Source organism: Thermodesulfobacteriota bacterium (genome assembly GCA_040756475.1).
Classification (GTDB): domain Bacteria; phylum Desulfobacterota; class Deferrisomatia; order Deferrisomatales; family JACRMM01; genus JBFLZB01.
Genome location: JBFLZB010000079.1, coordinates 1 through 21,169 on the forward strand (window position 1 = coordinate 1; position 21,169 = coordinate 21,169).

Sequence of the window (21,169 nt, forward strand, 5' to 3'; positions counted from 1 at the left end):
ACTGGACCGGAGCGCGTTCCGGCAGGCGCTTTCCGAGCGCCTGCGGGACCTGCCGCCGCGGCAAGCCAGCGCGTTCATCCTGCGGGAGATGGAGGGGATTCCGACCCCGGAGCTGTTCACCCTGCTCGGCACAACCCCATCCAATCTCTGGGTTCTTCTGCACCGGGCCCGGCTCGCTCTTCGCGCACAGCTCGTGCGCCGAGGCTTCGGCGCCGGGGACCTCTCCGGGGGGTGACGGCCCTCGGGTCGCCGCGCGTCGATCAGGCGGCCTTGGGCGTAATCTCTCTCTCGATCCGCTGTGCATCCTGGATCTCGGCCACCCGCAGGTCGTAGGCAGCCTGCAGGTTCAGCCACGAACGCGCGTCGCCACCGAAGTAACGCGCCAGCCGCATGGCCGTGTCTGCGGTGACGCCGCGCCGCTCGCGAACGATGTCGTTGACCCGAGGAGCGGGAACGCGCAATGCCTTGGCGAGCGCGTTGGCGCTCAGGCCCAGGGGAACCAGGAACTCCTCGCGCAAGACCTCGCCGGGGTGCACCGGCCGCATACCGCTTTTCACCATGACGCCCATCCCTTCAGTGGTAGTCTACGATCTCCACGTCTTCCGGCCCCGCTTCAGTCCACCGAAAACACAGCCGGTATTGGTCGTTGACCCTGATGCTGTACTGCCCGTCCCGATCCCCTTTCAAGGCCTCGAGCCGATTGCCGGGCGGCGCGCGGAGGAACTCGAGCGTCTGGGCGGCATCCAATTGCGCCAGCTTGCGCGTCGCCACGTTCCCTATGGAGGAGAAGCGCCTGCTTTCTCCCGTCTCGAACAGGCGCCGGGTATCGCCACATCGAAAGCTCCGAATCATGACGAAACCATATACCGCATAACGTTAAGCGTCAAGGCGTCAACCATGAGCAAGGCGTGAAGTTGCGCCGGCATTCCGGCATGGTTCCCCCGTCGGCCGAGGTGCGTGGTGGGTCCGCTTCGCTTGACCCACCCTACGCCTGCAACGACGCGCGGGGAGCCGGACGGAGCTACGCCTCGGCCAGCACCAGCACCTCTTCCCCCAGCATGTCCACCACCTTCACCGCCACCGTAGTCTTGCCCTTTGGCGCCGGGAGCTCGTAGGTGCCCTGCACCAGGTCGGTCTTCCTGGCAGGCACATCGGCGAGAGCGACCCGGAAGACCCGCCCGTCGTAGGAGGGGTCGATCATCACGCAATCGGCCATCGCGCGCCAGTCGTCGATCTTCGGCTTGAGCAGCGGGGTCTGCTGGGCCAGGCGCTCGAGGATGCCGGGGGAGAGGAAGTCCTGGATCTCGACCTTAAGCACTCCTCCCTTGCGGGAGACCGAGACCCGGGCCGAGGCGGGCTCGTGGCGAATGAAGCGGCCGTACTTGGGATCGGTGCGCAGCTCGATCACCTCGATCCGGTTCACGGCGTCCCGGCCCTTGCGCAGCCGATTCCACTCCTCCACCCAGGCCTGGGCGGCGAGCTCCATGCCCAGGCAGACCACAGTGACCGGCCGGTCCTCCTCGGGCCGGGCGCCGAGCTCGCGCTTGAGCTCTTCCAGGTCCAGGGGTGTGAGGGGATGGCCGAAGGGGATGATCTTGACCAGGGATTTTCCGAGGGTGCCGTCGAGAAGCCATCGCTGCGGCTCCGCTGCACGCCGACGTGCTCGCAGGCGAGGGCGACGGCCTCGTTGTGCTGGATTTGGAGGTCGTAGTCGTTGACCCGCCACACGCCAAACGAGAGCTGGGCTGGCGACGGCTCGGCCTCTCCCTGGTTCTCCATCCCCGGCAGCCTGGGCGCCGTGGGCTTCTTCGCCGTCGCCGCCTGCTCGGCCATGATCCCCTGGAGCCGCTTCGCCGTGGTCTGGATCGCCCCCTTGTTGATATCGCACCCGATCCACCGCCGCCCCAGCTTCTGCGCCACCGCCGCCGTCGTGCCGGAGCCGACGAAGCCGTCCAGGACGAGGTCGCCGGGGTTGGAGGCGAGAAGGCATACCCTTTCCAGGAGCGCTTCTGATTTCTGTGTTGGATATCCTGAAGCCTCACGTGCTTGGGAGTTCACCGGATACACGTCTACCCAGACGTCGTGCACAGGCATGCCGGGCATCTCGTCCAAGTACTGCCGCTTCCTGGGATTGCCCTCGGCTGTTAGCTCAATCCGCCCGTTGGCCCAAAGCGCCTCCATTTTCTCAGGTAGAACCGCCCACACCCGCCCCGGTGGTGGCCAAACACCTCTGAACTCATACATCAACCCTGGTCGGGGTCCGGGCGCAGTTAGATCTACCAGCTGATACTTGCGGCCATTATAGTCTGTTTGTGTGTAATGGGAATCAATATATGTCTGATCGTATGGCAGATGAATCTTGCTTAATGCAGAGTTCGGGTCTGCACCATAGAGGGAGCATTCGCAGTTCGTTCCAGGCATCTGCCGCGCGGGGGTAGCGACCGGTAGGTAGGCGTGCATTTTTCGCGGGACATTTCGTCCGAGAACTGCTATACGACGGTGGGAGAGGAGCGTGTGAGCCATGACGCATCTTTCCCGAGACAAGACCTGTCCGATTCGCAAGGGCCTAGCGGCGACGGGGCTTCGGCCCCGGGGTCAGTGAGCCATGGGGCTGGCCTGCGGTGCCCTGACGGCGCCCGACCTTCTGGAGGAGTTTCGCGCGATGGTGCGCAAGGCTGCTGACCAATGAGTGGACGGCTTCGCTCCGCTGTTCGAGCAGGACAAGGCACCGGAGTTGTTTGCCCTGAGCGAGCACGTCCAGGCGACGCGGCTCGAGTTTTTCGCCGCCTGCATGAAGGCCGCCGTCGAGAAGCTCTACGGCTCCTATCTGGAGCAGGAGTGGGCGGATTGCCCGTTTTGCGAGAAGCCTCTTCACCGCAAGCGGGTGGAACCGAAGACGATCTCTACGGCCCAAGGGCAGTTCACCCTGGGTCGACCGTACTTCTACTGCGGGAACTGTCAGCACGGGTTCTACCCGCTCGATGAGGTGCTCGGGCTCGCCCCGGGGCGCCACCAGTACGACGTCCAAAAGCGCGTCACCTTGACCGCGGCGGAGGTGCCCTTTGAGAGGGCATCGCAACTGCTCGAGCAACTCACGGGCCTTTGCGTCGGCAACGCCTGCGCCCACGACACGCTGGTGGCGGTGGCGAAATCGGCGACGATCGACCTGGTGATTCCGGATCGAGAGGAGATTGAACGGCGCATCGCGCAGGCAGTCGGTGACGAAGAGGAGCGACCGGTTCTGGTCGTCTCCTCGGACGGCGCGCATGGCCGCACCCGGCCCAAGGCACGACGCAACGTCAAGCGCGGCAAAGGGCAGTACAAGGAGATCAAGGGATTTCGGATTTATCTGCTCACGCCGGAGGATCGCGTCATCTCTGTGGCGAGTTGGCATGAGTTTCAGGATTCCGACACCCTTGGCGCTGCCTTGGCGGTCGCTGCCGAGCGCATCCCCCAGGAGCAGGTGCGCGTGTGTCTTATCGGGGACGGAGCGAGCTGGGTGTGGACCGAGATGGTGCGCAGCTTCCCCAACGCCAAGAAGATCTTGGACTTCTATCACTGCTTCGAGCACCTGCACGTGGTCGCCCGATCGCAGTGGGGCATCGAAGGGGAACAGGCTTGGGAGGGGCGGCAGTGGGCCGAGCGCAACATGATCCGGCTCTGCGAGGGGGACAAGACCTCGGTGATTGTCGGCTTGCGTCAACTGGAACCGCGCACGGTGGACACCGCCGAGGAAGTCCGTAAACTCATCGTCTACCTCGAGAACCACGCCGAGCAAATCAACTACTTTCAGGATCTCGAAGACGGCTACCCCATCGGCAGCGGCGCGATGGAATCGGCGAACAAGTTCATCTGCCACACGCGGATGAAGCGCTCCGGCGCTTGGTGGGTGATGGATACGGGCAACGACATGCTCCGCATCCGGTGCGCCATCCACAACGGCACGTTCGATCGTGTCTTCCAGCACCATGTGGAATCAACCGCCTCTTCTACCCGAAGACGAAAAACCCGAAGGAGTCAGAACGAGTAGCGAATGCTCCCACCATAGACCAACATAATATCGTGCACATTGCCGACTCCAGCTATATCGCCATGAGCTGCAGTTCTTTTCCAAATGATTTCGTTCCTGAATCCGCTCGGGCCAAATACCTCGTCCATCATCAACTTCACGTAGTGTACTCTATCGGTGTTCAAATGAACAAACAGGAACCCTGCTTCGCTCAACAGTTCTTTCAGTAGCAGCAGCCTCTCGTACATGAACTGCAAATAGTTGTCATTCGCCCAGATGTCCGTGTACTGGATCTGCTCCCCCAGGGTGTAGCTTTCACCGTCGATCTTGGCCGTGCCCTTGGCGCCGCGCAGGCTCACCTTGCGCACGTAGTCGGCGCCCGAGTCGAAGGGCGGGTCGATGTAGATCAGGTTCACCTTGCCGCGAAAGCCGTTGGCCAGCAGGTGGGCCAGCACCTCCTTGTTGTCTCCGTGGAAGAGGAGGCCACCCTGGGGGTAGGCCCGCGGCCAGTCGGCGTACCCCACGCGGGCGGGGTCGAGCGCAGCGGACCCACGACCCCGGCGGCGCGTAGCTCTCCACGTGCTGGGCCGGGAAGGCGGTGACGTTGAACAGGGGCCGCTTGCCCACCCAGGTGAGCATGGGCCGGCCCTTGGCGGCGGTGATCTTCACCTCGGTTCTGGGCGGGGTTGCCGGCGCCGCCCCGTTTGTCGTCTTCTTCGCCATGGCGTTCCTGTCGCGTCTTGGTGTGGGGCTTCGTGCCTCTTGGTGGGTCCGCGACGCTTGACCCACCCTACGATTGCGGCGCCGCAAACCGCCGCGCTCCCTTCATCTGGTCCACGCTCACGCCGTCCGTGGCCGTGAAGATCATCTCGTACTTGAGACGGTCGGGGTTCAGCTCCTCCCACCGCCGCAACGCCAGCGCCTTCTTGCCGCCCTCTCCGTCGATGGGGTGGGCCCGGTCGTGCTCGCGCTTGATCTCCACGATGAGGACCCGGCCGTCCTTGCGCCGGAGCACGAAGTCGGGGGTGTACCGGCGCCACTTGCCCTTGTCGTCCTTGTACTCGACGAAGAAGTCGGTCTTGGCCGGGTCGGTCAGGGCGCCGGTGAAGTAGAGGTCCTCCACCTCTCCGGGCTGCACGTTCAGGTGGGCAAGGAGCTGCTCGAAAAAGCTCTTCTCGGGGAGTGAGTCGAAGTTGTAGGGGCTGTAGTGAAAGCCCAGGCCTGCCGGGTTCTGGGCGGCGAGCGCCTCGACGGCCAGGAGGGTGCGCTCTCGGTCCACCGGGTAGACGATCTCGGCTGTGTAGAGCTCGTCCCCGCTGGGCTCGAAGCCCTCGGGCTTGACCAGGGCCAGGGCCACGTCGACCTTCTCTTCCTTCACCTCGTACCGGCGCGTCTGCTCCTCGATCTGCCGGGCCAGCTCCGGCAAGTGTTCCGCCGGCAGGTCCTCACCGCCGTAGAGCCGCCGGAGCTCGTCGTACACGGGCCAGGGGTCGAGCCGGTATCGGCCGCCGAGCTCCACCGCCGCGCCGTAGGCGTCCGCCTCCTCGGGTACCCCCGCGATCTCCACGGTGTCGCCGAGCTGGCGGAGCACGCTGTAGGTCGACTCCTGCTCGGCGACGGTGTACACGGCCTTGCGGAGCCTTCCCTTCTCGTCCCCCCGCGGGCGGCTCAGGCGCAGAGGGTCTGCCGGCGCAGCCCCTTCCGTTACGGTCCGCACCACGCGGGTCACTACGAGCGGAGGCACGTCAAGCCTGCGGAGCACGATCCGGGTCCGCCGGGTTTCGTGGCCGGCCCGGCTGAGGTCGGCGATGGTCTCCCCGTAGGTCTCTTGGAGCTGGCGGTCCAGCACGCCGAAGTTGTGTGTGGAGAGGTAGACCCGGGCCTTCACGGCGTTGCCCGGCACCTGGCGCAAGCACCGGGTGGCGGCCTGGAGCACGAAGTTGTTCGAGGTCTTGAGCTTGCGGGCCAGGGCGCAAGCGAAGAGGCTGGGGCAGTTCCAGCCCTCGGTGCCCTTGTTGACGAGAAGGATCACCCGGTGGGGCGCGGCCGGGTCGTTCAGGCGGTTGAAAGCGTCGATGTCGGCGGGCTTGGTCAGGCGCTCTTCGGAGGTGTTCACCAGGCACAGGGCCGGGCTCTGGCCGACGACCACCAGGGCCCGGTCAATCACCGGCTTGAGCTCGGTTAGGTCGTTGGTCTGGGGGAAGTAGAGGGCGAGCTTCGCCGGGGCGCCGTTGGGGAGCCGCACGGCGCCGTAGTCCCGGAAAAAGTCCTCGACCACGTGGGCCACGTAGGCTCCGGCGTCGCCGTCGAAGTCGTAGGCCTGGATGCTCCCGGAGAGGTCTTTCAAGATGTCGTCGCGGATGCCCTCGGAGAGGCCGTACCACACCACAACGTCCTTGAGGGGCTGACGCTGGAAGTAGGGCGTACCGGTAGTGTTGACGGCGCAGATCAGGTTGGTCTGGGCCGCCAGGTAGTCCACGGTCTTGCGGACTTTCTTCAGATCCTGGTCCAGGGACTGGCCGTAGGTGTGGTGGGCCTCGTCGGAGAAGACCGCGAGGTGCGGCAGGCTGGCGATGGCTTGGAGGCGCAGGTTCGCCACCTCGGCCCGGGCCTCGTCCTCGCGCATCAGGGGCAAGAGGCTGCCCACGTCGCTCTTCCGGATGGTCTCTTTCTGGATGCGGATCTTCTCGGTGTTGGTGACCACCACGTTGAAGCTCGAGCCCGCCACCACTGGAATGGTCTTCTCGCCGTCCCGAGTGAAGGTGAGCTTCACCGAGGCCGCGAAGGGCTTGTGGAGCCGAGGGGGCAGGATCTTCTCGTAAGGGACCTGAGCGAGCTCGCGCAGGGACTCGATGATGGTCTTCCCCGGCGCAAACACGAGGGCGTTGTGGACGAAGGGACCATCGGGGTATTCGATGGCAAGGGCGAACTCGGTGGCGAGGATCGCGCCGATGAGCACGGTCTTCCCGGCGCCCATGGCGAGGGCCAGGATGTAGCTCGGGTAGCCGAGGGTCAGGGTCTCGCGCAGGGCTTCGAGGCGAAAGCCTTTCACGAAGGCGTCGTCGTTGCGGATGCGGTTCCAGAGCGCCTCGAGACCCTCGTCCAGTGCGTACTCCCGGATCTCGGGCTGCTGGAGTCCCAGGGCGGCCAGCAGCTCGGAGTGCTTCGGGTACTCGCGGCGGTAGAGGTCGAAGACCTGGGGAGTCCCCGCTACGAGACGCAGATACCAATAAGTCTCCAGTGCCCGGAGCTGAGGGGCACGGAGGTAGCGGAGGAAACCGGCCTCGGCGTCGCGAGACCACTCCAGGACCTCGGCGACGGCGGGGTGCTCGGGGCACGGATAGCCCGCTTCTCGCCAGGCATCCGTCGCGGCGCCGATTCTCTGGAAAAGCTGGAGCATCTGGTCTCTTGCTGCAGGGGGCGCAGGCGCGCCGTTCTCGGGGCGCGAACGAAGGTATCACGCGCGGGCCTCGCCGCTCCAGAACGGAGCGGAGGGCAGGGTGGCGTGGGAGGCGCCGGGGGGGTCGCCCTCGGGCGTAACCGGCCGGCCGCTCTCTATCCGGAGGACAACGAGAAGCGAGTGTAGGAGCCTGCTCCCGCAGGCGACTTGCCGCGCTAGCGGCAGGGGCAAGGGTCGGCCTTCGGCCGACATCGCCAGCAGGAGCTGGCTCCTACAGAGGAACCGGACCGGATCCGCGCTCGACCGGTTACGCCCGTCGCCCTCTCACCCGTTCAGGCCCCAGTCGTAGGCGGTGTACTCCACTTCCAGGCTCTTCCCCCGCGCTTCGAGGAACTCCCGCTTTTCCGTGTCCAGGAGGTGGCGGCGGATGAAGTCGAGCACCCCGGCGCGGCCGCCGAAGTCGGCCTCGTACCACTCGAAGATGCGCGACAGGCGCACCCTCCTCCGGTCCACCTGGACGTCCACCTCCGGCCCGTTGACGAAGGCCGTCGCGGCGAGCTCGAGCTCCTCGTCCACGTGCTCCCGGGAGTAGAAGCGGATCGGGGCGCAGGAGCGCGACCCGCAGACCAGGGCGAAGTGGATGCGGGGGTCGAGCGGCCGCAGGGCAAACGCCCGGCGGCCGTCCAGGGGCCCGAAGGGGCGAAAGGGCCGGTAGGGGGGCCGGCGGTTGGCCCGCAGGATGCCGTGCTCGATGTCGTCGGGGGAGAACCGGCGCCCGCCGATGTCGTAGGCCACCCTGCGGAAGAAGCCCGGCACCTCCTGGACCGACGCCGTGATGCCCAGGGCGATGACGCCGTCCACCACGATCGTGTTGTAGAGGTTGATCCAGAAGGCCAGCTTCTCTTTCCCGTCGCGCAATTGGGTGAGGTCGAAGTGCCGGAGCCGGGCCGCGAGCCCCTTGTATGCCCGGTACTCGGGGGAGGTCGCGATGGCCCGGTAGTCCACCCGGCCGGCCTCGGTGTCGTAGTACCGGCCCTTGATCTCCCGAATGGCCGCGAGCATTTCCTGGGACAGCCCCCGCCGGGGAAGGTCCGGCGACGGAGCTCCCCCGTTGAGGACCCCGCTGCCCCACAACCAGCCGCTTCCCAGCCTCACGGCGTCCTCCCCCTGCGTCAGGGCTCGGGCGCGAGCCGCCCGGTCCCCGGGTGAATTCCCTTCCAGACGAACCAGTACGTCACGGTGGGGACGAGCTCGGTGCCGTCCCCAAGGCGGGCGGTCAGGCGATCCGTGTCGGGGTCGTGGCGAAGCGTCACGGTCTGCCCGTCCAGATGGTCGCGGACCTCGCCCCGGCGCCGGAGCTCCGCCACCGGGTAAGCCTTGGCGCGCCCGTTCCACGCCACTCCCGCCACCAGCTCCTTCTCCTCCTCCCCGGGGCCCGGAGCGAAGCGCGAGAACAAGCCGCGGCGGCTGCGGTAGTAGTCCTCGTAGGGGTCCTTGTCGTAGTCGCGAACGTGCCCGGTCTCGAGGCTCAGCACGGCGGTCTCCGGATGCCGACGGCGCCACTTTTCCCACGTGGTGACCGTGGACCCCAGTGCCCGCAGCCGGGTCCCGGTGCGGGGCCCCGTTACCGCCTCGCGCTTCACCTGGGACCACAGGGACTCGGTCTGGTGGTCGTACATCAGGACGTTGGCGTTCCACAAGAGCCCCGAGACGCCGAACGTGTAGGTCTGGTCCCCGATCTCCCGGGCGTACACGACGCCCGCAAAGGACAGCGGTCACCAGCTCACCAGGACCGGCACACCCCCCACCCGGTCGTTGACCAGCTCGTGCCAGGAAAGGATTCGGATCGGGTAGGCCCGAGCCTCGCCCCCGTGGACGAACCCGAGGACACGGTCGTCGGGCTTGAGGAACCCGGCTTCCGCCGCCGGGATGAACTTCGGGTCGAGGAGCGCCGGGATGCCGTCCCGGGGCGGCCCGCCGGAGAGGATCTCCTCCAGGGGGATGCTGTGGCGGCTCAGGTCCCAGGCAGCGGCGGGAGTCGTCAGGGCCACGACGGCGAGAGCGGCGACAGTGGCAAGAGTTCGGCTCATGGGTCGCCTCCTTTCTGCCCAGGAGTCGCCGGTTCGGCTCGAAACCTTACAGTGCGGGGAGGGACCCGGAGAGTCCCGGCGGCCGGCCCTCGGGAGCCCGGCCACCGGGTGCGTTCCCGCCTGCGCTTCTCCGCCCCTACTTCAGCGGCCCGATGAACAGATAGTCGTTGCCCGCCACCCGGGAGTGGCAGCCCAGGCACATGCCTTCCTTGCCCTCCTCGTCCACCTTTCCGCCGGGGGCGTACTTGGCCCAGAACCAGTCGCCCCCCGCCGGGTTGTAGCCCTGCACCTTGTACATGACCGTGACCGCCGCGAGGGTCTTGTCGGGCATGTAGTTCTCTTTCACCACGATGGCGCCGGGGGGCATGACCCCCTTCTTGCCCTCGATGGCGCCCAGCGCCGCGCCGTTCACGTAGGTGGTCAGCAGCGCCCCGTGGGGCTCGGTGCCCGGGTAGAGGGCCGTCTTGCCCGGCCAAATCTTCCAGGACGTGTAGCTCTCGGCCTGCAGGTGCTTCCAGAGGGCGGCGCCCGAAGCCTCGGGGCCGGCCCAAGCGGCCGACCCCGCGGCCAGCACGCCTGCGCACAGGGAAACCGCGAGCCACGCCAATGTTCTCTTCATGGGGTTCTCCTTTCCCAGGGCCATCGCCCCGGCGGTTGTGGGCCTTCGGCCCGAGAACGGATAGCGTGCTCCGGCAGCGCCTGGAGCATGCCCACCTGCACGGCTCCGAGGCTGCCTCCCCCGGCCAGGACGAACGCAGTCTTCGAGGGTGTGGACAAGGGCGACTCCCGTGAGACAGGTGCTCTACGCGCCGGCGCGCAGGGCGCACCGAGGCGCTCCCCGCACCGCATCTGCCAAGTAGTCGCGCGGCGAACCCATTCCTTTCACCGAACGCCAGGCGCGCGGAAGGGGGTCGGCCAGAGGCCGAGAACCGGGAGAACGAAGCCACGAGGGGAGAAGCGAAGGAAAACAGGGGGAGACGCCCGCGGCGCGGGGCGAAGGCAGTCAGCTCCCCTCGGAGGCGAGCGTCCGCAGGAGCGCGTCCTTTTCCTCGGGGGTCAGGCCGGGGACCTCTCCGGCCTCGGGATGCAGGAGCCGGTCCATCTCTTCGCGCAGCAGGGCGCGCAGCGACTGGAGCTGGCGCCGGTACTCGGAGCAGCGGGGGCACATCCCCAGGTGCAGCGCCAGGGGCAGCTTCTCCAGGAGCTTCAAAGGAGCGTCCAGGCTCTTCGAGACCAATCGGGCCGCTTCACGGCACCGGAGCATCATGGGGTGTCCTTTCCGGGGGTCTCGTTCCCTCCCCCGAACCCGCTGCGCTCGAGACACGCCCGCAAGGCCAGGCGCGCCCGGTGGAGCAGGACCCAGATATTCGTCGGGGTGGTCGCGAATTCCTTGCAGAGCTGCTCGGTGGCCAGCCCTTCCATTTCGCGCAGCACGAAGAGGCTTGCCCGCCGGGGCGGCAGCTCGCGCAGGCAGCGGAGCAGCCCCTCCCGGAATCGCTTCCGGTCGAGGGCATCGCCGGGGTCGAAGGGCCAGGGTCCGGGGGGCACCCGCCACCGGCCGCCGCCGTCGAAGAGGGCCTCCTCGGGGTCCGGCGCCGAGGTTTCCGGGGCCTGGGAGGCGCGCCGGAAGTGGTCGGCGATCTTGTGGCGCAGCACGCCGATCAGCCAGGTCTTCGGACTCGAGCGCCCCTCGAAGCCGGCGCCCTTCACGAGGGCCAAGAACGTCTCCTGCACGATGTCGCGCGCCGCCTCCCGGTCCCCCACCCGCGACAGGGCGTACCGGAAGAGGTCGTCTCCGTACTCGGCCACCCAGCGGGCCACTTCGGTGCGCCCTGCCGGCACCGCGTCTCCAGGCGCCCCGGCGCCCGCCTCTGCCGAGGGCATTTGCGCGTTCATGCCGGCCACCCTACAGGGCACGGGGGACTGGGGCAAGCCCCGTGCGGCCCCCCGCCGGCGGGGCGAAGCGATCGTCCCTGGCACCCGCCGGCACGGTCCGGATCCGGGCACGGCGGATTGCCGCCAGGGGCGATTTCTCTAGTAGAATGCTGTGGTTTTCGATCCGAGACCCCGCGGCGGAAGATCGTCCGCTGGGGCCGCCCGCGGCAGGAGCCTTCGCGGGGGAGCCCTGTGCCCCTACTCCTCACCGGGAGCCTGCCCGTGTACAACCGCCCCGGCCTTTCCGACGACGAGCTCGCCCGCCTCCTTCCCCACCCCATGGGGACCCAGCACCCGGACAACGTGGGCAGGGTCCCTCAACGGCGCCGGATGCGCTCGGCGGCCACCTCCCCACCCCCAGCCAGCCGCCCCCGCACCTCCACGTAGTCCCCAGGGCGGGGGGCATCGTCGATGCGCGTGGACCCGGTCACGGCCAGGGGGAGGCCGTCGAGCGCCCAGCCGGGGCCCAGGGTGCCGTGCAGCCGCAGCCGGGCGCCCACCGGCAGGGCGGCGGGATTGCCCTCGGCGCTCCGGGCGCCCTGCCCAATCCACTCCGCGATTCGCCCTTCATCTTCCGGGCCGAGGTACGGCCCCCGGAGCGGCATGCGCGGCCGCGCCTGCCCCCGCACGCGGCGGACGAGCTCGCTGGCCAGGGGGCTCCCGGGCACCACGCGCACCCGGTCCACGGGGGAGATCACCTCGGCGTAGGAGGTGAGCCGGTAGCCTTCGGGGGCGCGGTCCCCGGCATGACACCCGGCGCAGCGCAGGGCGAAGACCGGCGCCAGGTCCGCGTAGGTGACCTCCTGTGCCCAGGCCGCTCCGGACCCCGCCCCAAGAAGGGCCAGGCCCCCGAGAAACGACGCAACTCCTCTCCAGACTGTCACGGCATCTCCGCCTCTCTTCCCCCGCGCGCCCGTCGCCCTACGCCTTCGGCGCCCGCTCCACCGGCACCGGCTGGCTCAGGAGGCGCTTGTAGTAGAAGTTCTGGCCGTAGAGCACGGCCACCGGGTTGTGGCCGGTGACCCGGTCCTTCACCACCAGGGTGGTGACCGGGGCTTTGGAGTGCTTGGCGAAGAGCATGTCGTGGCCCACGCACAGGCCCACGATGACGTTCATGTCGGTGCCGGCGCCGTTGAGGAGCCGGGCCTGGGCCACGGGGTTGCAGGCGGGCTCGAAGCTGCCGGGGCGCACCTTGTCGGACTCGGCGAGGCCGAGCTCGAGCTTGTCGATGCTGCCGGCCTTGCAGCACACGCTCTGGGGCTCGAAGCCCTGGGCCTCGAGGATGGCCGCGAGCCGCCGGCTCTCTTCCAGGAGGCCGATGCAGGTGGCGATCCCGATCTTCCGGTAGCCCATGAGCTTGGCGAAGGCCACCGTGTCCTCCACCCGGGTCCAGCGGGCGTTCACGGCCGAGCTGCCGGGGACGGGCTGGTAGCACAAGCCCTCCACCCGGGCGGCCACTTGGGCCAGGCGGGCGTCTTCACTCTCGCTTCGGTAGAGGTCGAACGCCTCGCCGATCACCTCTCCCCGGTCCGCCGAGGGGCAGTAGCCGGGCTGGGGCGGTCCCTTCTCCGGGTCGCCGCTCCAGCAGTGGGTGGAGCCGGCCTTTGCCCACACCGCGCTGCAGTGGGTACAGGAGAGCGCCGCTTCGCCGCCCTGCTTCTTCCTGCCTTTCATTCGGACCTCCTTCTCGTGCCTACTACCAGTGGGGCTGGTTTCCGATGCGGTGTCCCATGACCTCGAGGGTCTCGCTCACCACCACGAAGGCCTGGGGATCGAGTCTTCGAATCTCGCGCTTGAGCCGGGAGAGCTCCCGAAACGTGATGACGGTGAAGAGCACCTTTTCTTCCCCGCCGCTGTAGCCGCCCTGGGCTTGCAGCACGGTGACGCCCCGGCGGATGTCGTCCAGGACGAAGCGGCGGATCGCTTGCCACTGCCGGGAGATGATGGTCACCGCCTTGCGCTGGCTCAGGCCGGTGACCACCACGTCCACGACCCGGGCGGTCACGAAGATGTAGATCAGGGTGTAGAGCGCCCTCTCCAGGTCGAAGAGGACTGCCGCCGTGGCCAGGACCACACTGTTGAAGGCGAGCACGGTGGTGCCCAGCCGGATGGAGAACCGCCGGAAGAGCATGATGGAGAGGATGTCGGTGCCCCCCGCTGAGCCCAGGGAGCGCAGGATGATACCCGAGCCCGCCCCCGTGACGATGCCGGCCAGGAGGGCGGCCAGAAGGGGATCCTGCACGGGGACCGGCACATGGACCACCTGGAGGGTGCCGGAGAAGAACGCCATACCCGCCAGGCTGTAGAGGAAGAAACGGCGCCCCACGTGGAACCAGCCCAGGGCGAAGAGCGGGATGTTGAGAAGCGCGTAGAGGACGCTCACCGGGAGCAGCGGCCAGAGGTAGTAGATCACCAGGGCGAGCCCCGTGAACCCCCCGCTCAGGAAGCGCTGGGGGATGAGGATGCCGTTGATCGCCACCGCGCACAGGGCGCTGCCGGCCGCCATCAGGAAGAGGTTCCACGCCACCGTGCGCACGCCCCCTTCGCGCCGCGCCTCGGAGCCGGCCTGCGCCGGGGGCCTTGCCGCCGAACCCGCCTCGTCCTGCGATGCCACAGCTACCTCCTGTCTTCGCGCCGGGGTTGGAGGGTGATTCTAGCACGGAGTTCCCCTCCCGAGGTTGACAGCCCCGGCCCAGGGGATAACTTTCGCACCCCGCCGCCCCCGGCGGCCCTGCTGCCTCAGCCCGGAGGATACCATGAACGCTCTCACCCTTGCCTTCTCCCTCGGCTGCCTTGCCCTGTCCGGGCTGGCGGTTTCCCCCTCCGGCGCCTCAGAGCGGCCCACCGCCGCGACCGGAGTGGAACTCCCCGCGGACTACCGCGACTGGACCGCCGTGGCCCCATCCCACCGCACGGACCGGGGGCACATCCGCCTCATGCTGGCCAACGAGACCATGGCCAAGGCGTACCGGGAAAAGACCCTGCCGTTCCCGGACGGGTCCTCCATCGCCAAGCTCGTGTACCAGGCCGTGAAGAGCCCCGAGTGGGCAGAGGCGGTCGTTCCAGGGGAGCCCGTGATCGTCGAGATCATGACCAAGGACTCGAAGAAGTACCCCGACTCGGCCGGCTGGGGCTTCGGGCGCTTCTCCGCCGCCCACGAGCCCGTGGGGGACGCGGAGCTCTACAAGACCTGCTTCCCCTGCCACGACGCCAACGTGGTGAACCACGACTTCATCTTCACCCGCTGGGCACGGTGAAGGCGCGTCGCTCGTTGCGGGTTGCTCGTGGGAGGCCGGGAATCTAACCCCGTCCCCCCCAACCCGCCACGCGCGACCCGCAACGAGCAGCCTTCCCTAAACTTGCGGCCGCGTTCGGCCGATGCACTGTGCCGACGGGCAAGGGGTGCCGCGACGCCTGGAGGGGAGCAGCCATGGCCATGGAATGGTACTACGCCGACGGAGGCCTCAAGGTGGGGCCGGTGAGCGAGGAGGAACTGAGCAGCCGGCTGGCCCGGGGCATCCTGAACCCGGGCACCCTGGTGTGGTGCCAGGGGATGCCTGAGTGGAAACCCCTGCGGGAGGTGGCGCCGGGGGTCACCCGCGACACCGCCCGGGACACCACCTGGGAGAAGGTGGCCGACCAGCGTTCCTGCTCCCTGTGCAGCGGCTCCTTCCCCGCCGACGAGGTGCTGCGCTTCGGGGACCACTGGATCTGTGCCGCCTGCAAACCGGCGTACCTCCAGCGGTTGCGGCAGGGGGTGGACCAGCCCGGAACCTTTCGCTACGGGGGCTTCTGGCTTCGGGGCCTCGCCCAGTTCGTGGACGGGCTCATCCTGGGGGTGCCCGGGATCGTCCTGTTCTTCGTCGTGTTCCCCCCCTTCTTCGCCGGATTGGAGCAGGGCGAGGAGGCCGCCGCCATGTTCTCGGTCTACGCAAACCTCATGCAGTTGGCGGCAATGGCCCTGGGCCTCGTCTATACGGTCTTCTTCTGGGGCCGCTACGGCGCCACCCCGGGCAAGATGGTCTGCGGCCTCAAGGTGGTTCGGCCCGATGGGAGCCACATCACCTACCTGCGGGCCCTGGGCCGGTACCTCGCCAACTTCCTGAGCATGATCTTCCTCTACATCGGCTACCTCATGGCGGCCTTCGACCGCCAGAAGAGGAGCCTTCACGACCGCATCTGCGACACCCGGGTGATCCGCACCCGATGACCGGGGGACTCTTGCCCTGCCCGTCCTGCGGCGCGGCGCTGCCGTGGACGGCCTGGAACGCGGGTGGCGCTTCCGCCTGCCCCTCCTGCCGCAGGCCCGTTGAGGTCATCGCCTTCCCGGCCCTGCTGCGGGGTCCCGAGGAAAGCCGGCCGGGAGAGATCCTCCTGGCTGCCGACCAGGCCTCCTGTTTCTTCCACCCGGGTAAGGCCGCAGCCTTGGCCTGCGAGGGCTGCGGCCGGTTTCTCTGCTCCCTGTGCGACCTCTCCCTGGGTGACGAGCACCTGTGCGCTGCGTGCCTCGAGGCGGGCCGGGGCGTGGCGGCGGGAACCCGCCCGGCGCCCGGGCGCACCCTTTGGGACGGCGTCGCCCTGAGCCTCGCCGTGTTTCCCCTCGCCTTGTGGTTCGTGACTTTCGCCACGGCTCCCGCCGCCGTGTACCTGGGGATTCGCCACTGGAACGACGCGCGCCGCAGCCCCGTGCCCCGCACCCGCCTGCGCAACGTCCTGGCAATCCTGATCGGTTCGGCCCAGCTCGCCGGTTGGGCCGCGGCCCTCTACACCTGGCTTACGTGAGCGTGCCCATGGCCGAGCCCTCTGTCGGCACCCGGTCCCCCCAGCGCGCCTACCGGCGGCTGCCGGGCCGCCTGTGGCTGACCCTGGCGGGGGGGCACAGCCTGTGGCTGGGGCAGGATCACCTCCTCTCGGTGCACAGTCTTCCCTTCTCCGAGGAGTACCGCCGCTTCGACTACCGGGAGATCCAGGCGCTGCTCCTGCGGCCCACCCGGCGCCGGGCGGTCTATGCCGCCGTGCTGGGCGGGGTCGCGCTGCTCCTGGGGCTCTCCGCGCTCGCTGCTTCCGGTCCTGTGGCGTTCGTCCCGGCAGTACCCGGGGTGTTCGTCCTCCTCGCGCTGGCCGTGAACTGGCTGCGCGGCCCCTCCTGCGCCTGCCAGGTGCGCACCTCGGTCCACACCGAGGACCTCCGCTGCCTGCGGCGGGCGCGCCCGGCCCGCAAGGCCCTGGCGCTGCTGCGGGAGCGGGTCGAGGCGACCCAGGGCCGGCTGGCGCGGGAAGGGCTGCGGGAGCGGTTCGGGGGCGAGGCGGCCCCGGCCGTCGCCCGCGACCTGGGCCCGGAGCCGGGAGCCTAGGCCGTGTCCCTGGCCCGAGCGCGCTGCTTCCGCCACCCCCTCCGGGAGGCCGCGGCCCTATGCCTCGCGTGCCGGAGGTTCTACTGCCGGGAGTGCGTGACCGAGCACGAGGGGCGGGTGCTGTGCGCAGCGTGCCTGGTAGCCCGGGCGGAGCGCACCCGGCGGCAGCGCGGCCCCCTGGGGTGGCTCGCCGCCCCCTGCCAGTTGCTCCTGGGCGTGCTCCTCCTGTGGTTGTGCTTCTTCGCCCTGGGGCAGGCTCTCGTCGCCATCCCCTCGTCCTTCCACGAAGGGGAGGTCTGGACCCGGCCGGGGGAGGGGGGATGAGGCCCGGCCGGGAGCACAGCGCCCTCGACCTGGTGGAAGAGGCCCTCCACTGCCTGCGCCGCGCGCCCCGGCTGCTCGCTCCCTACTACCTGGGGAGCCTGCCCTTCGTGCTGGGGTTCCTCTATTTCTGGGCCGAGATGAGCCGCAGCGCGCTGGCTCCGGCGCGATGCGCCGCCGCGTCCCTGGGGCTCGCCCTGCTCTTCGTCTGGATGAAGGCGTGGCAGGCTGCCTTTGCCCGGGGGGTGCGCGCCTTCCGGGTCGGGGAGCCATCGTCCGTTGGGACGCGGCGCCAGGCGGCGGCAGTGGTGGCCGCCCAGGCGGTGGTCCACGCCGCCGGGCTCCTGGCCCTGCCGGCGGCGGCGGTTCTCGCCCTGCCATTGGGGTGGGTCTGGGCCTTCCTGCAGCACGCCACCGCGGTGGGCCGGGATCCCGTCGGCGGGCTGCGCGGCACGATCCGCCGGGCCTGGGCCCAGGCCCGGAGAGACCCCGGGGCCAACCACGCCCTCCTGGGGCTGTTGGGCCTGGCGGGGCTCTTCGCCTTCCTCAACCTGGCGGCGGCTCTGGTGACGGTACCCGTGCTCCTCAAGGCTCTCCTGGGGCTGGAGTCGCCGTTTACCCGGAGCTGGGGGGCCTACGCCAACACCACCGTACTCGCCGTCCTGGCCGGCCTCACCTACCTGGCGGTGGACCCCCTCGCCAAGGCGGCCTACGTCTTGCGCCACTTCTACGGCGAGTCCCGGGCAACAGGCGAGGATCTGCGAGCCGACCTCCGGCGCCTGGCCCCGAGCCGGGCGCGGGCGTCGTCCCTGCCCCTGCTCCTGGTCCTGGCCGCGGTGTGCCTGGGACCCGGGGCGGTGCCGGCCCGGGGGGAGCCCGAGCCCGGCCGCCCCGCCGCCCGGTCCCGCCTGGACCCGGAGGCCCTGGGCCGCGCAGCGGACCGGGTGCTGGCCCGGGAGGAATACGCCTGGCGCCTCCCCCGGGCGCGGGTGGAAGCACCCGACGACGAGCCGGGGCTCCTCGCGGGCTTTCTGGCCGAAGCGGGCCGGCTCTTGGAGCAGGGGCTGGAGGCGCTCCGGAAGGCCCTGGGGGCGTTGGGGCGCTGGCTCCGAGGCCTCTTTCCCGAGGGCTCGGGGGAGCCCGCCGCTTCTCGCCCTGCCGCGACCGCCTGGGTCAAGCCCCTGCTGGCCGGCGCCTTCGCGCTGGCCCTGGCGGTGCTCGTGGGGTTGCTCCTGCGCCGGCACCGGCTCCGCAAGCGGCGCCCTGCCCCGGCGCCGCTCTCCCCGGCGCCCGACCTGGAGGACACGGCGGTGCCCCCGGACGCGCTGGACCCGGAAGGCTGGGCGGACCTGGCCCGGGACCTCGCGGCCCGGGGGCAGCTCCGGCTGGCCCTGCGCGCCCTGTACCTGGCCGGGCTGGCCCTCCTGGCGGAGCAGCGCCTGGTGACCGTGGCCCGCCACAAGTCCGACCGGGAGTACGAGGCGGAGCTCCGGCGGCGGGGCCCGGAAACGCAGGCGCTCCTGCCCGCCTTCTCCGAGAACCTGCGCCTCTTCGAGGGGGTCTGGTACGGCGCCCACCTCCCTTCCCCGGAGGTCTGGGAGGCCTTCGTCGCCAACCACGACCGGATCTCGGCCCATGCCCGGTAAGCGCCGCCGCCCCTGCCTGGCGGTGCCGGCCGCCCTGCTCCTGGCGATCCTCTTCGCGGCGGGGCTGGCACGGCTCTTCCACCTGCGGTTCGCGGCGGGCGACGTCTATCCCCCCTACTCCACCCTGCGGGCCGATCCCCTGGGCGCCCGGGCGTTCCACGACAGTCTGGCGGAGGTCGGGCTCCCGGCGGTGCGAAGCTACCGCCCGGCACCCGAGCTTCCGGCGGCCGGTGCCACCCTCTTCCTGCTGGGCGCTTCGCCCCACGGGGTGCGTCGGGCGCCCCGGGAGCTGGCCGAGGCCCTGGAGGGAGCCGCCGCGGCCGGAGGCCGGGTGGTGCTCTGCCTCCGGGGCGGCTGGGAGACGGGTTCCCCCCGGCCCCGGGGGGAGGCGGAGCCCGCGGGAGACCAGCGGGAGGAAGACCCCGGGGAAGCCGCCCCAGGGCCTTCGGAGGAGACGGCTCCGGAAACCCCTGGGGAGGCCCCGGCAGAGCACCCCGAGAGGCCCGAAGCTCCCTGGAGCCCCCGGGCCCGGCTCGTCTCCCTGGGAGACCGCTGGGGGTTGTCCCTGGACGCCACGCCGCTCCCGTCCCGCCCGGCGCCGGCCCGGCGGGACGAAGGCGCCGAAGGCCTGGCCGAAGCTTTCCCCCTGCCCCCGGAGCTCCCCTGGTACTCGCCCGTCTGGCTGAAGGACCTGGACGACGCCTGGCGGGTGATCTACGCCGTGGAGGGGCGCCCCGTGGTGGCAGAGCGGGACTTCGGCTCAGGGACCCTGGTGGTGGCCTCGGACGCCTACCTCACCAGCAACGAGGCCCTGTGGCGGGAGCGCCAGCCAGCCTTCCTCGCGTGGCTCGCGGGCCCGGGCAGCCCCGTGGTCTTCGCCGAAGCCCACCTGGGGGTCGTGGAGGCGCCCGGAATCGCCGCCCTGGCGCGCCGCCTGGGGCTCCAGGGCGGCCTGCCCGCCCTGGCCGCCCTCTTCCTCCTCGTCGCGTGGCGGCGCGGCTCACCCCTGGGAGGAACGTGGCCCGAGGCCCCTGCGCCGGCGTCGTCCGCCGGGGGGCGGGATGCGGCCGAAGGGCTGGAGAACCTGCTGCGCCGGAGCATCCCCCGCGATCAGCTCCTCGCCGCATGCCACCGGGAGTGGGAACGCACCGGCGCCCCCCGAGGCCCGGCGGGGGACGGGGCGCGCGGCAGGCTCCGAGAGGCCCTGGCGGAAGCTTCCGAGGGGGAGGAGCCTACCGAGACCTACCGGCGCCTGTGCCGGGCCCTGGCCCGGCGCCCCGGTCCGACCCCTGCCGGCCTATCCGGCGGCAATCTTCCGGCACGATCCGGGGCAGCCGCACCCCGACAGCCATCGCGAGGAACCCCATGAACGAGCACGCCGAGCCCCTGCGGGAAGTTCTGACCCGCGCCCGAACCGAGGTGGGCAAGGTCATCGTGGGCCAGGAACGGGCCCTGGATCTGGCGCTCATCGCGGTCTTCACCGGCCACCACGCCCTCGTGGAGGGAGTGCCGGGGGTGGCCAAGACGCTGCTGGTGCGCACCCTGGCCCGGGTGCTCGGGTGCGACTTCCACCGCATTCAGTTCACTCCAGACCTCATGCCCGCCGACATCACGGGCACCCAGGTCTTCGACCTGCGGTCCGGGGAGTTCCGCCTTGTGAAGGGCCCCGTCTTCACCACCTTCCTCCTGGCCGACGAGATCAACCGGGCCCCCGCCAAGACCCAGTCGGCCCTGCTCCAGGCCATGCAGGAGCGGGAGGTCACCATCGACCGGGAAACCCACCCCCTCTCCCCCGATTTCACGGTGTTCGCCACCCAAAACCCCATCGAGTACGAGGGTACCTATCCCCTGCCCGAGGCCCAGAAGGACCGCTTCCTCCTCAAGATCCCCATGGGGTCCCCGGAGCGGGAGTACGAGCTCGGGCTGGCCCGGCGCACCCTGGGCCCCGATGCCCCGGAAGCCACCCTGACCTCGGGTGCGGTCCGGGCCGTGGTGGGCAACGGGGATCTGGCGCGGCTGCGGGGAGCCCTCCAGGCCCTCACCGTGCGGGAAGAGGTGGTGGGCTACGCGGTGGACGTGGTGCGGGGCACCCGGCGCCACGACGCCGTGCTGGCAGGGGCGGGGCCCCGGGCCACCCAGGGCCTGCTCCTGGCGGCGCGGGCCCAGGCGGCCCTGGACGGGCGGGACTTCGTCACCCCCGACGACGTGAAGGCCCTGGCGCTGCCGGTCCTGGGCCACCGGCTCCTCCTGCGGGCCGAGTACGAGTTGGAGGGCCTCGCCGTGCCCGAAGTGGTGGAGGAGATCCTCCGGGAGATCCCGGTCCCCCGATGACCCGCCCCGTCCCCCCCTTTCCTCTCATCCGCCTCGTCCCTCGGGGCCCGCTCCTGGCCGCCTTTGCCCTGCTGGTGGTCCCG

At 69.8% G+C, this 21,169-nt stretch carries 24 protein-coding genes and 1 pseudogene; 10 read left to right on the forward strand and 15 right to left on the reverse strand.

What is annotated here, in order from left to right; genetic code table 11:
- Positions 1-235 (forward strand): sigma factor-like helix-turn-helix DNA-binding protein (locus tag AB1578_12525; GenBank protein ID MEW6488723.1); only part of this gene is annotated, 235 nt, incomplete at its 5' end.
- A gap of 25 nt (positions 236-260) precedes the next feature.
- Here AB1578_12525 and AB1578_12530 read toward each other — a convergent pair.
- From AB1578_12530 to AB1578_12545, 4 genes are all read right to left on the reverse strand, one after another.
- Positions 261-560, reverse strand: coding sequence for a HigA family addiction module antitoxin (locus AB1578_12530; protein ID MEW6488724.1), 300 nt, complete (start codon positions 558-560; stop codon positions 261-263).
- Positions 561-573: 13 nt separating this feature from the next.
- Positions 574-852 carry a type II toxin-antitoxin system RelE/ParE family toxin gene (locus AB1578_12535; GenBank protein MEW6488725.1) on the reverse strand — a complete coding sequence of 93 codons (279 nt, stop codon included), beginning with the start codon at positions 850-852 and terminating at the stop codon, positions 574-576.
- 169 nt (positions 853-1,021) lie between these two features.
- The gene (locus tag AB1578_12540; GenBank protein ID MEW6488726.1) at positions 1,022-1,501 is read right to left on the reverse strand and encodes a hypothetical protein; all 480 of its coding nucleotides are present in this window, start codon (positions 1,499-1,501) and stop codon (positions 1,022-1,024) included.
- Positions 1,420-2,244: a site-specific DNA-methyltransferase gene (locus AB1578_12545; protein ID MEW6488727.1), complete on the reverse strand. Its 825-nt coding sequence runs from the start codon at positions 2,242-2,244 to the stop codon at positions 1,420-1,422. Before AB1578_12545 ends, AB1578_12540 begins: the two co-directional genes overlap by 82 nt.
- Before the next feature lie 445 nt (positions 2,245-2,689).
- On the opposite strand from AB1578_12545, the gene AB1578_12550 reads away from it, so the two are divergent.
- Positions 2,690-4,030 (forward strand): ISKra4 family transposase, encoded by a 1,341-nt coding sequence (locus tag AB1578_12550; GenBank protein MEW6488728.1) that lies wholly within the window; start codon positions 2,690-2,692, stop codon positions 4,028-4,030.
- Here AB1578_12550 and AB1578_12555 read toward each other — a convergent pair.
- The 11 genes and pseudogenes from AB1578_12555 to AB1578_12605 all read right to left on the reverse strand — a co-directional run bounded on the left by AB1578_12555 (position 4,018) and on the right by AB1578_12605 (position 14,048).
- A complete protein-coding gene (locus AB1578_12555; GenBank protein MEW6488729.1) occupies positions 4,018-4,464 on the reverse strand; it encodes a DNA methyltransferase in 447 nt (148 codons plus the stop codon). The genes AB1578_12550 and AB1578_12555 overlap by 13 nt on opposite strands.
- Positions 4,465-4,799: 335 nt before the next feature.
- A complete protein-coding gene (locus tag AB1578_12560; GenBank protein ID MEW6488730.1) occupies positions 4,800-7,409 on the reverse strand; it encodes a restriction endonuclease subunit R in 2,610 nt (869 codons plus the stop codon).
- A 324-nt stretch (positions 7,410-7,733) separates the two neighbouring features.
- Complete coding sequence (locus tag AB1578_12565) at positions 7,734-8,564, reverse strand: DUF547 domain-containing protein (GenBank protein ID MEW6488731.1); 831 nt, start codon at positions 8,562-8,564, stop codon at positions 7,734-7,736.
- Between the two features lie 17 nt (positions 8,565-8,581).
- The gene (locus tag AB1578_12570; GenBank protein ID MEW6488732.1) at positions 8,582-9,499 is read right to left on the reverse strand and encodes a DUF3179 domain-containing protein; all 918 of its coding nucleotides are present in this window, start codon (positions 9,497-9,499) and stop codon (positions 8,582-8,584) included.
- A gap of 136 nt (positions 9,500-9,635) precedes the next feature.
- Positions 9,636-10,118, reverse strand: coding sequence for a cytochrome P460 family protein (locus AB1578_12575; GenBank protein ID MEW6488733.1), 483 nt, complete (start codon positions 10,116-10,118; stop codon positions 9,636-9,638).
- 56 nt (positions 10,119-10,174) lie between these two features.
- Positions 10,175-10,276: pseudogene (locus AB1578_12580) on the reverse strand (patatin-like phospholipase family protein).
- 226 nt (positions 10,277-10,502) lie between these two features.
- The gene (locus AB1578_12585) at positions 10,503-10,763 is read right to left on the reverse strand and encodes a zf-HC2 domain-containing protein (protein MEW6488734.1); all 261 of its coding nucleotides are present in this window, start codon (positions 10,761-10,763) and stop codon (positions 10,503-10,505) included.
- Positions 10,763-11,395, reverse strand: a complete 633-nt coding sequence (locus AB1578_12590) for a sigma-70 family RNA polymerase sigma factor (protein ID MEW6488735.1) — start codon at positions 11,393-11,395, stop codon at positions 10,763-10,765. The genes AB1578_12585 and AB1578_12590 overlap by 1 nt, the downstream gene beginning before the upstream one ends.
- Positions 11,396-11,751: 356 nt before the next feature.
- On the reverse strand, positions 11,752-12,318 hold the full coding sequence (locus AB1578_12595; protein MEW6488736.1) for a DUF5666 domain-containing protein: 567 nt from the start codon (positions 12,316-12,318) through the stop codon (positions 11,752-11,754).
- 37 nt (positions 12,319-12,355) lie between these two features.
- Positions 12,356-13,108, reverse strand: coding sequence for a DUF1847 domain-containing protein (locus AB1578_12600; protein ID MEW6488737.1), 753 nt, complete (start codon positions 13,106-13,108; stop codon positions 12,356-12,358).
- Between the two features lie 22 nt (positions 13,109-13,130).
- Complete coding sequence (locus tag AB1578_12605) at positions 13,131-14,048, reverse strand: YitT family protein (protein MEW6488738.1); 918 nt, start codon at positions 14,046-14,048, stop codon at positions 13,131-13,133.
- Between the two features lie 142 nt (positions 14,049-14,190).
- Here AB1578_12605 and AB1578_12610 point away from each other — a divergent pair, with 142 nt between their 5' ends.
- From AB1578_12610 to AB1578_12645, 8 genes are all read left to right on the forward strand, one after another.
- Entirely contained in the window at positions 14,191-14,691 is a 501-nt protein-coding gene (locus tag AB1578_12610; protein MEW6488739.1) for a cytochrome P460 family protein, read from the forward strand.
- A 173-nt stretch (positions 14,692-14,864) separates the two neighbouring features.
- Complete coding sequence (locus tag AB1578_12615) at positions 14,865-15,644, forward strand: RDD family protein (protein ID MEW6488740.1); 780 nt, start codon at positions 14,865-14,867, stop codon at positions 15,642-15,644.
- On the forward strand, positions 15,641-16,216 hold the full coding sequence (locus tag AB1578_12620; GenBank protein ID MEW6488741.1) for a hypothetical protein: 576 nt from the start codon (positions 15,641-15,643) through the stop codon (positions 16,214-16,216). The genes AB1578_12615 and AB1578_12620 overlap by 4 nt, the downstream gene beginning before the upstream one ends.
- 8 nt (positions 16,217-16,224) lie before the next feature.
- Positions 16,225-16,788, forward strand: a complete 564-nt coding sequence (locus AB1578_12625; protein ID MEW6488742.1) for a hypothetical protein — start codon at positions 16,225-16,227, stop codon at positions 16,786-16,788.
- Positions 16,789-16,791: 3 nt separating this feature from the next.
- Positions 16,792-17,112: a rhomboid family protein gene (locus AB1578_12630; GenBank protein ID MEW6488743.1), complete on the forward strand. Its 321-nt coding sequence runs from the start codon at positions 16,792-16,794 to the stop codon at positions 17,110-17,112.
- Entirely contained in the window at positions 17,109-18,755 is a 1,647-nt protein-coding gene (locus AB1578_12635; protein MEW6488744.1) for a hypothetical protein, read from the forward strand. Before AB1578_12630 ends, AB1578_12635 begins: the two co-directional genes overlap by 4 nt.
- Positions 18,745-20,124, forward strand: a complete 1,380-nt coding sequence (locus tag AB1578_12640; protein MEW6488745.1) for a DUF4350 domain-containing protein — start codon at positions 18,745-18,747, stop codon at positions 20,122-20,124. Before AB1578_12635 ends, AB1578_12640 begins: the two co-directional genes overlap by 11 nt.
- On the forward strand, positions 20,121-21,086 hold the full coding sequence (locus tag AB1578_12645; protein MEW6488746.1) for a MoxR family ATPase: 966 nt from the start codon (positions 20,121-20,123) through the stop codon (positions 21,084-21,086). Before AB1578_12640 ends, AB1578_12645 begins: the two co-directional genes overlap by 4 nt.
- The last annotated feature ends 83 nt before the right edge of the window (positions 21,087-21,169 follow it).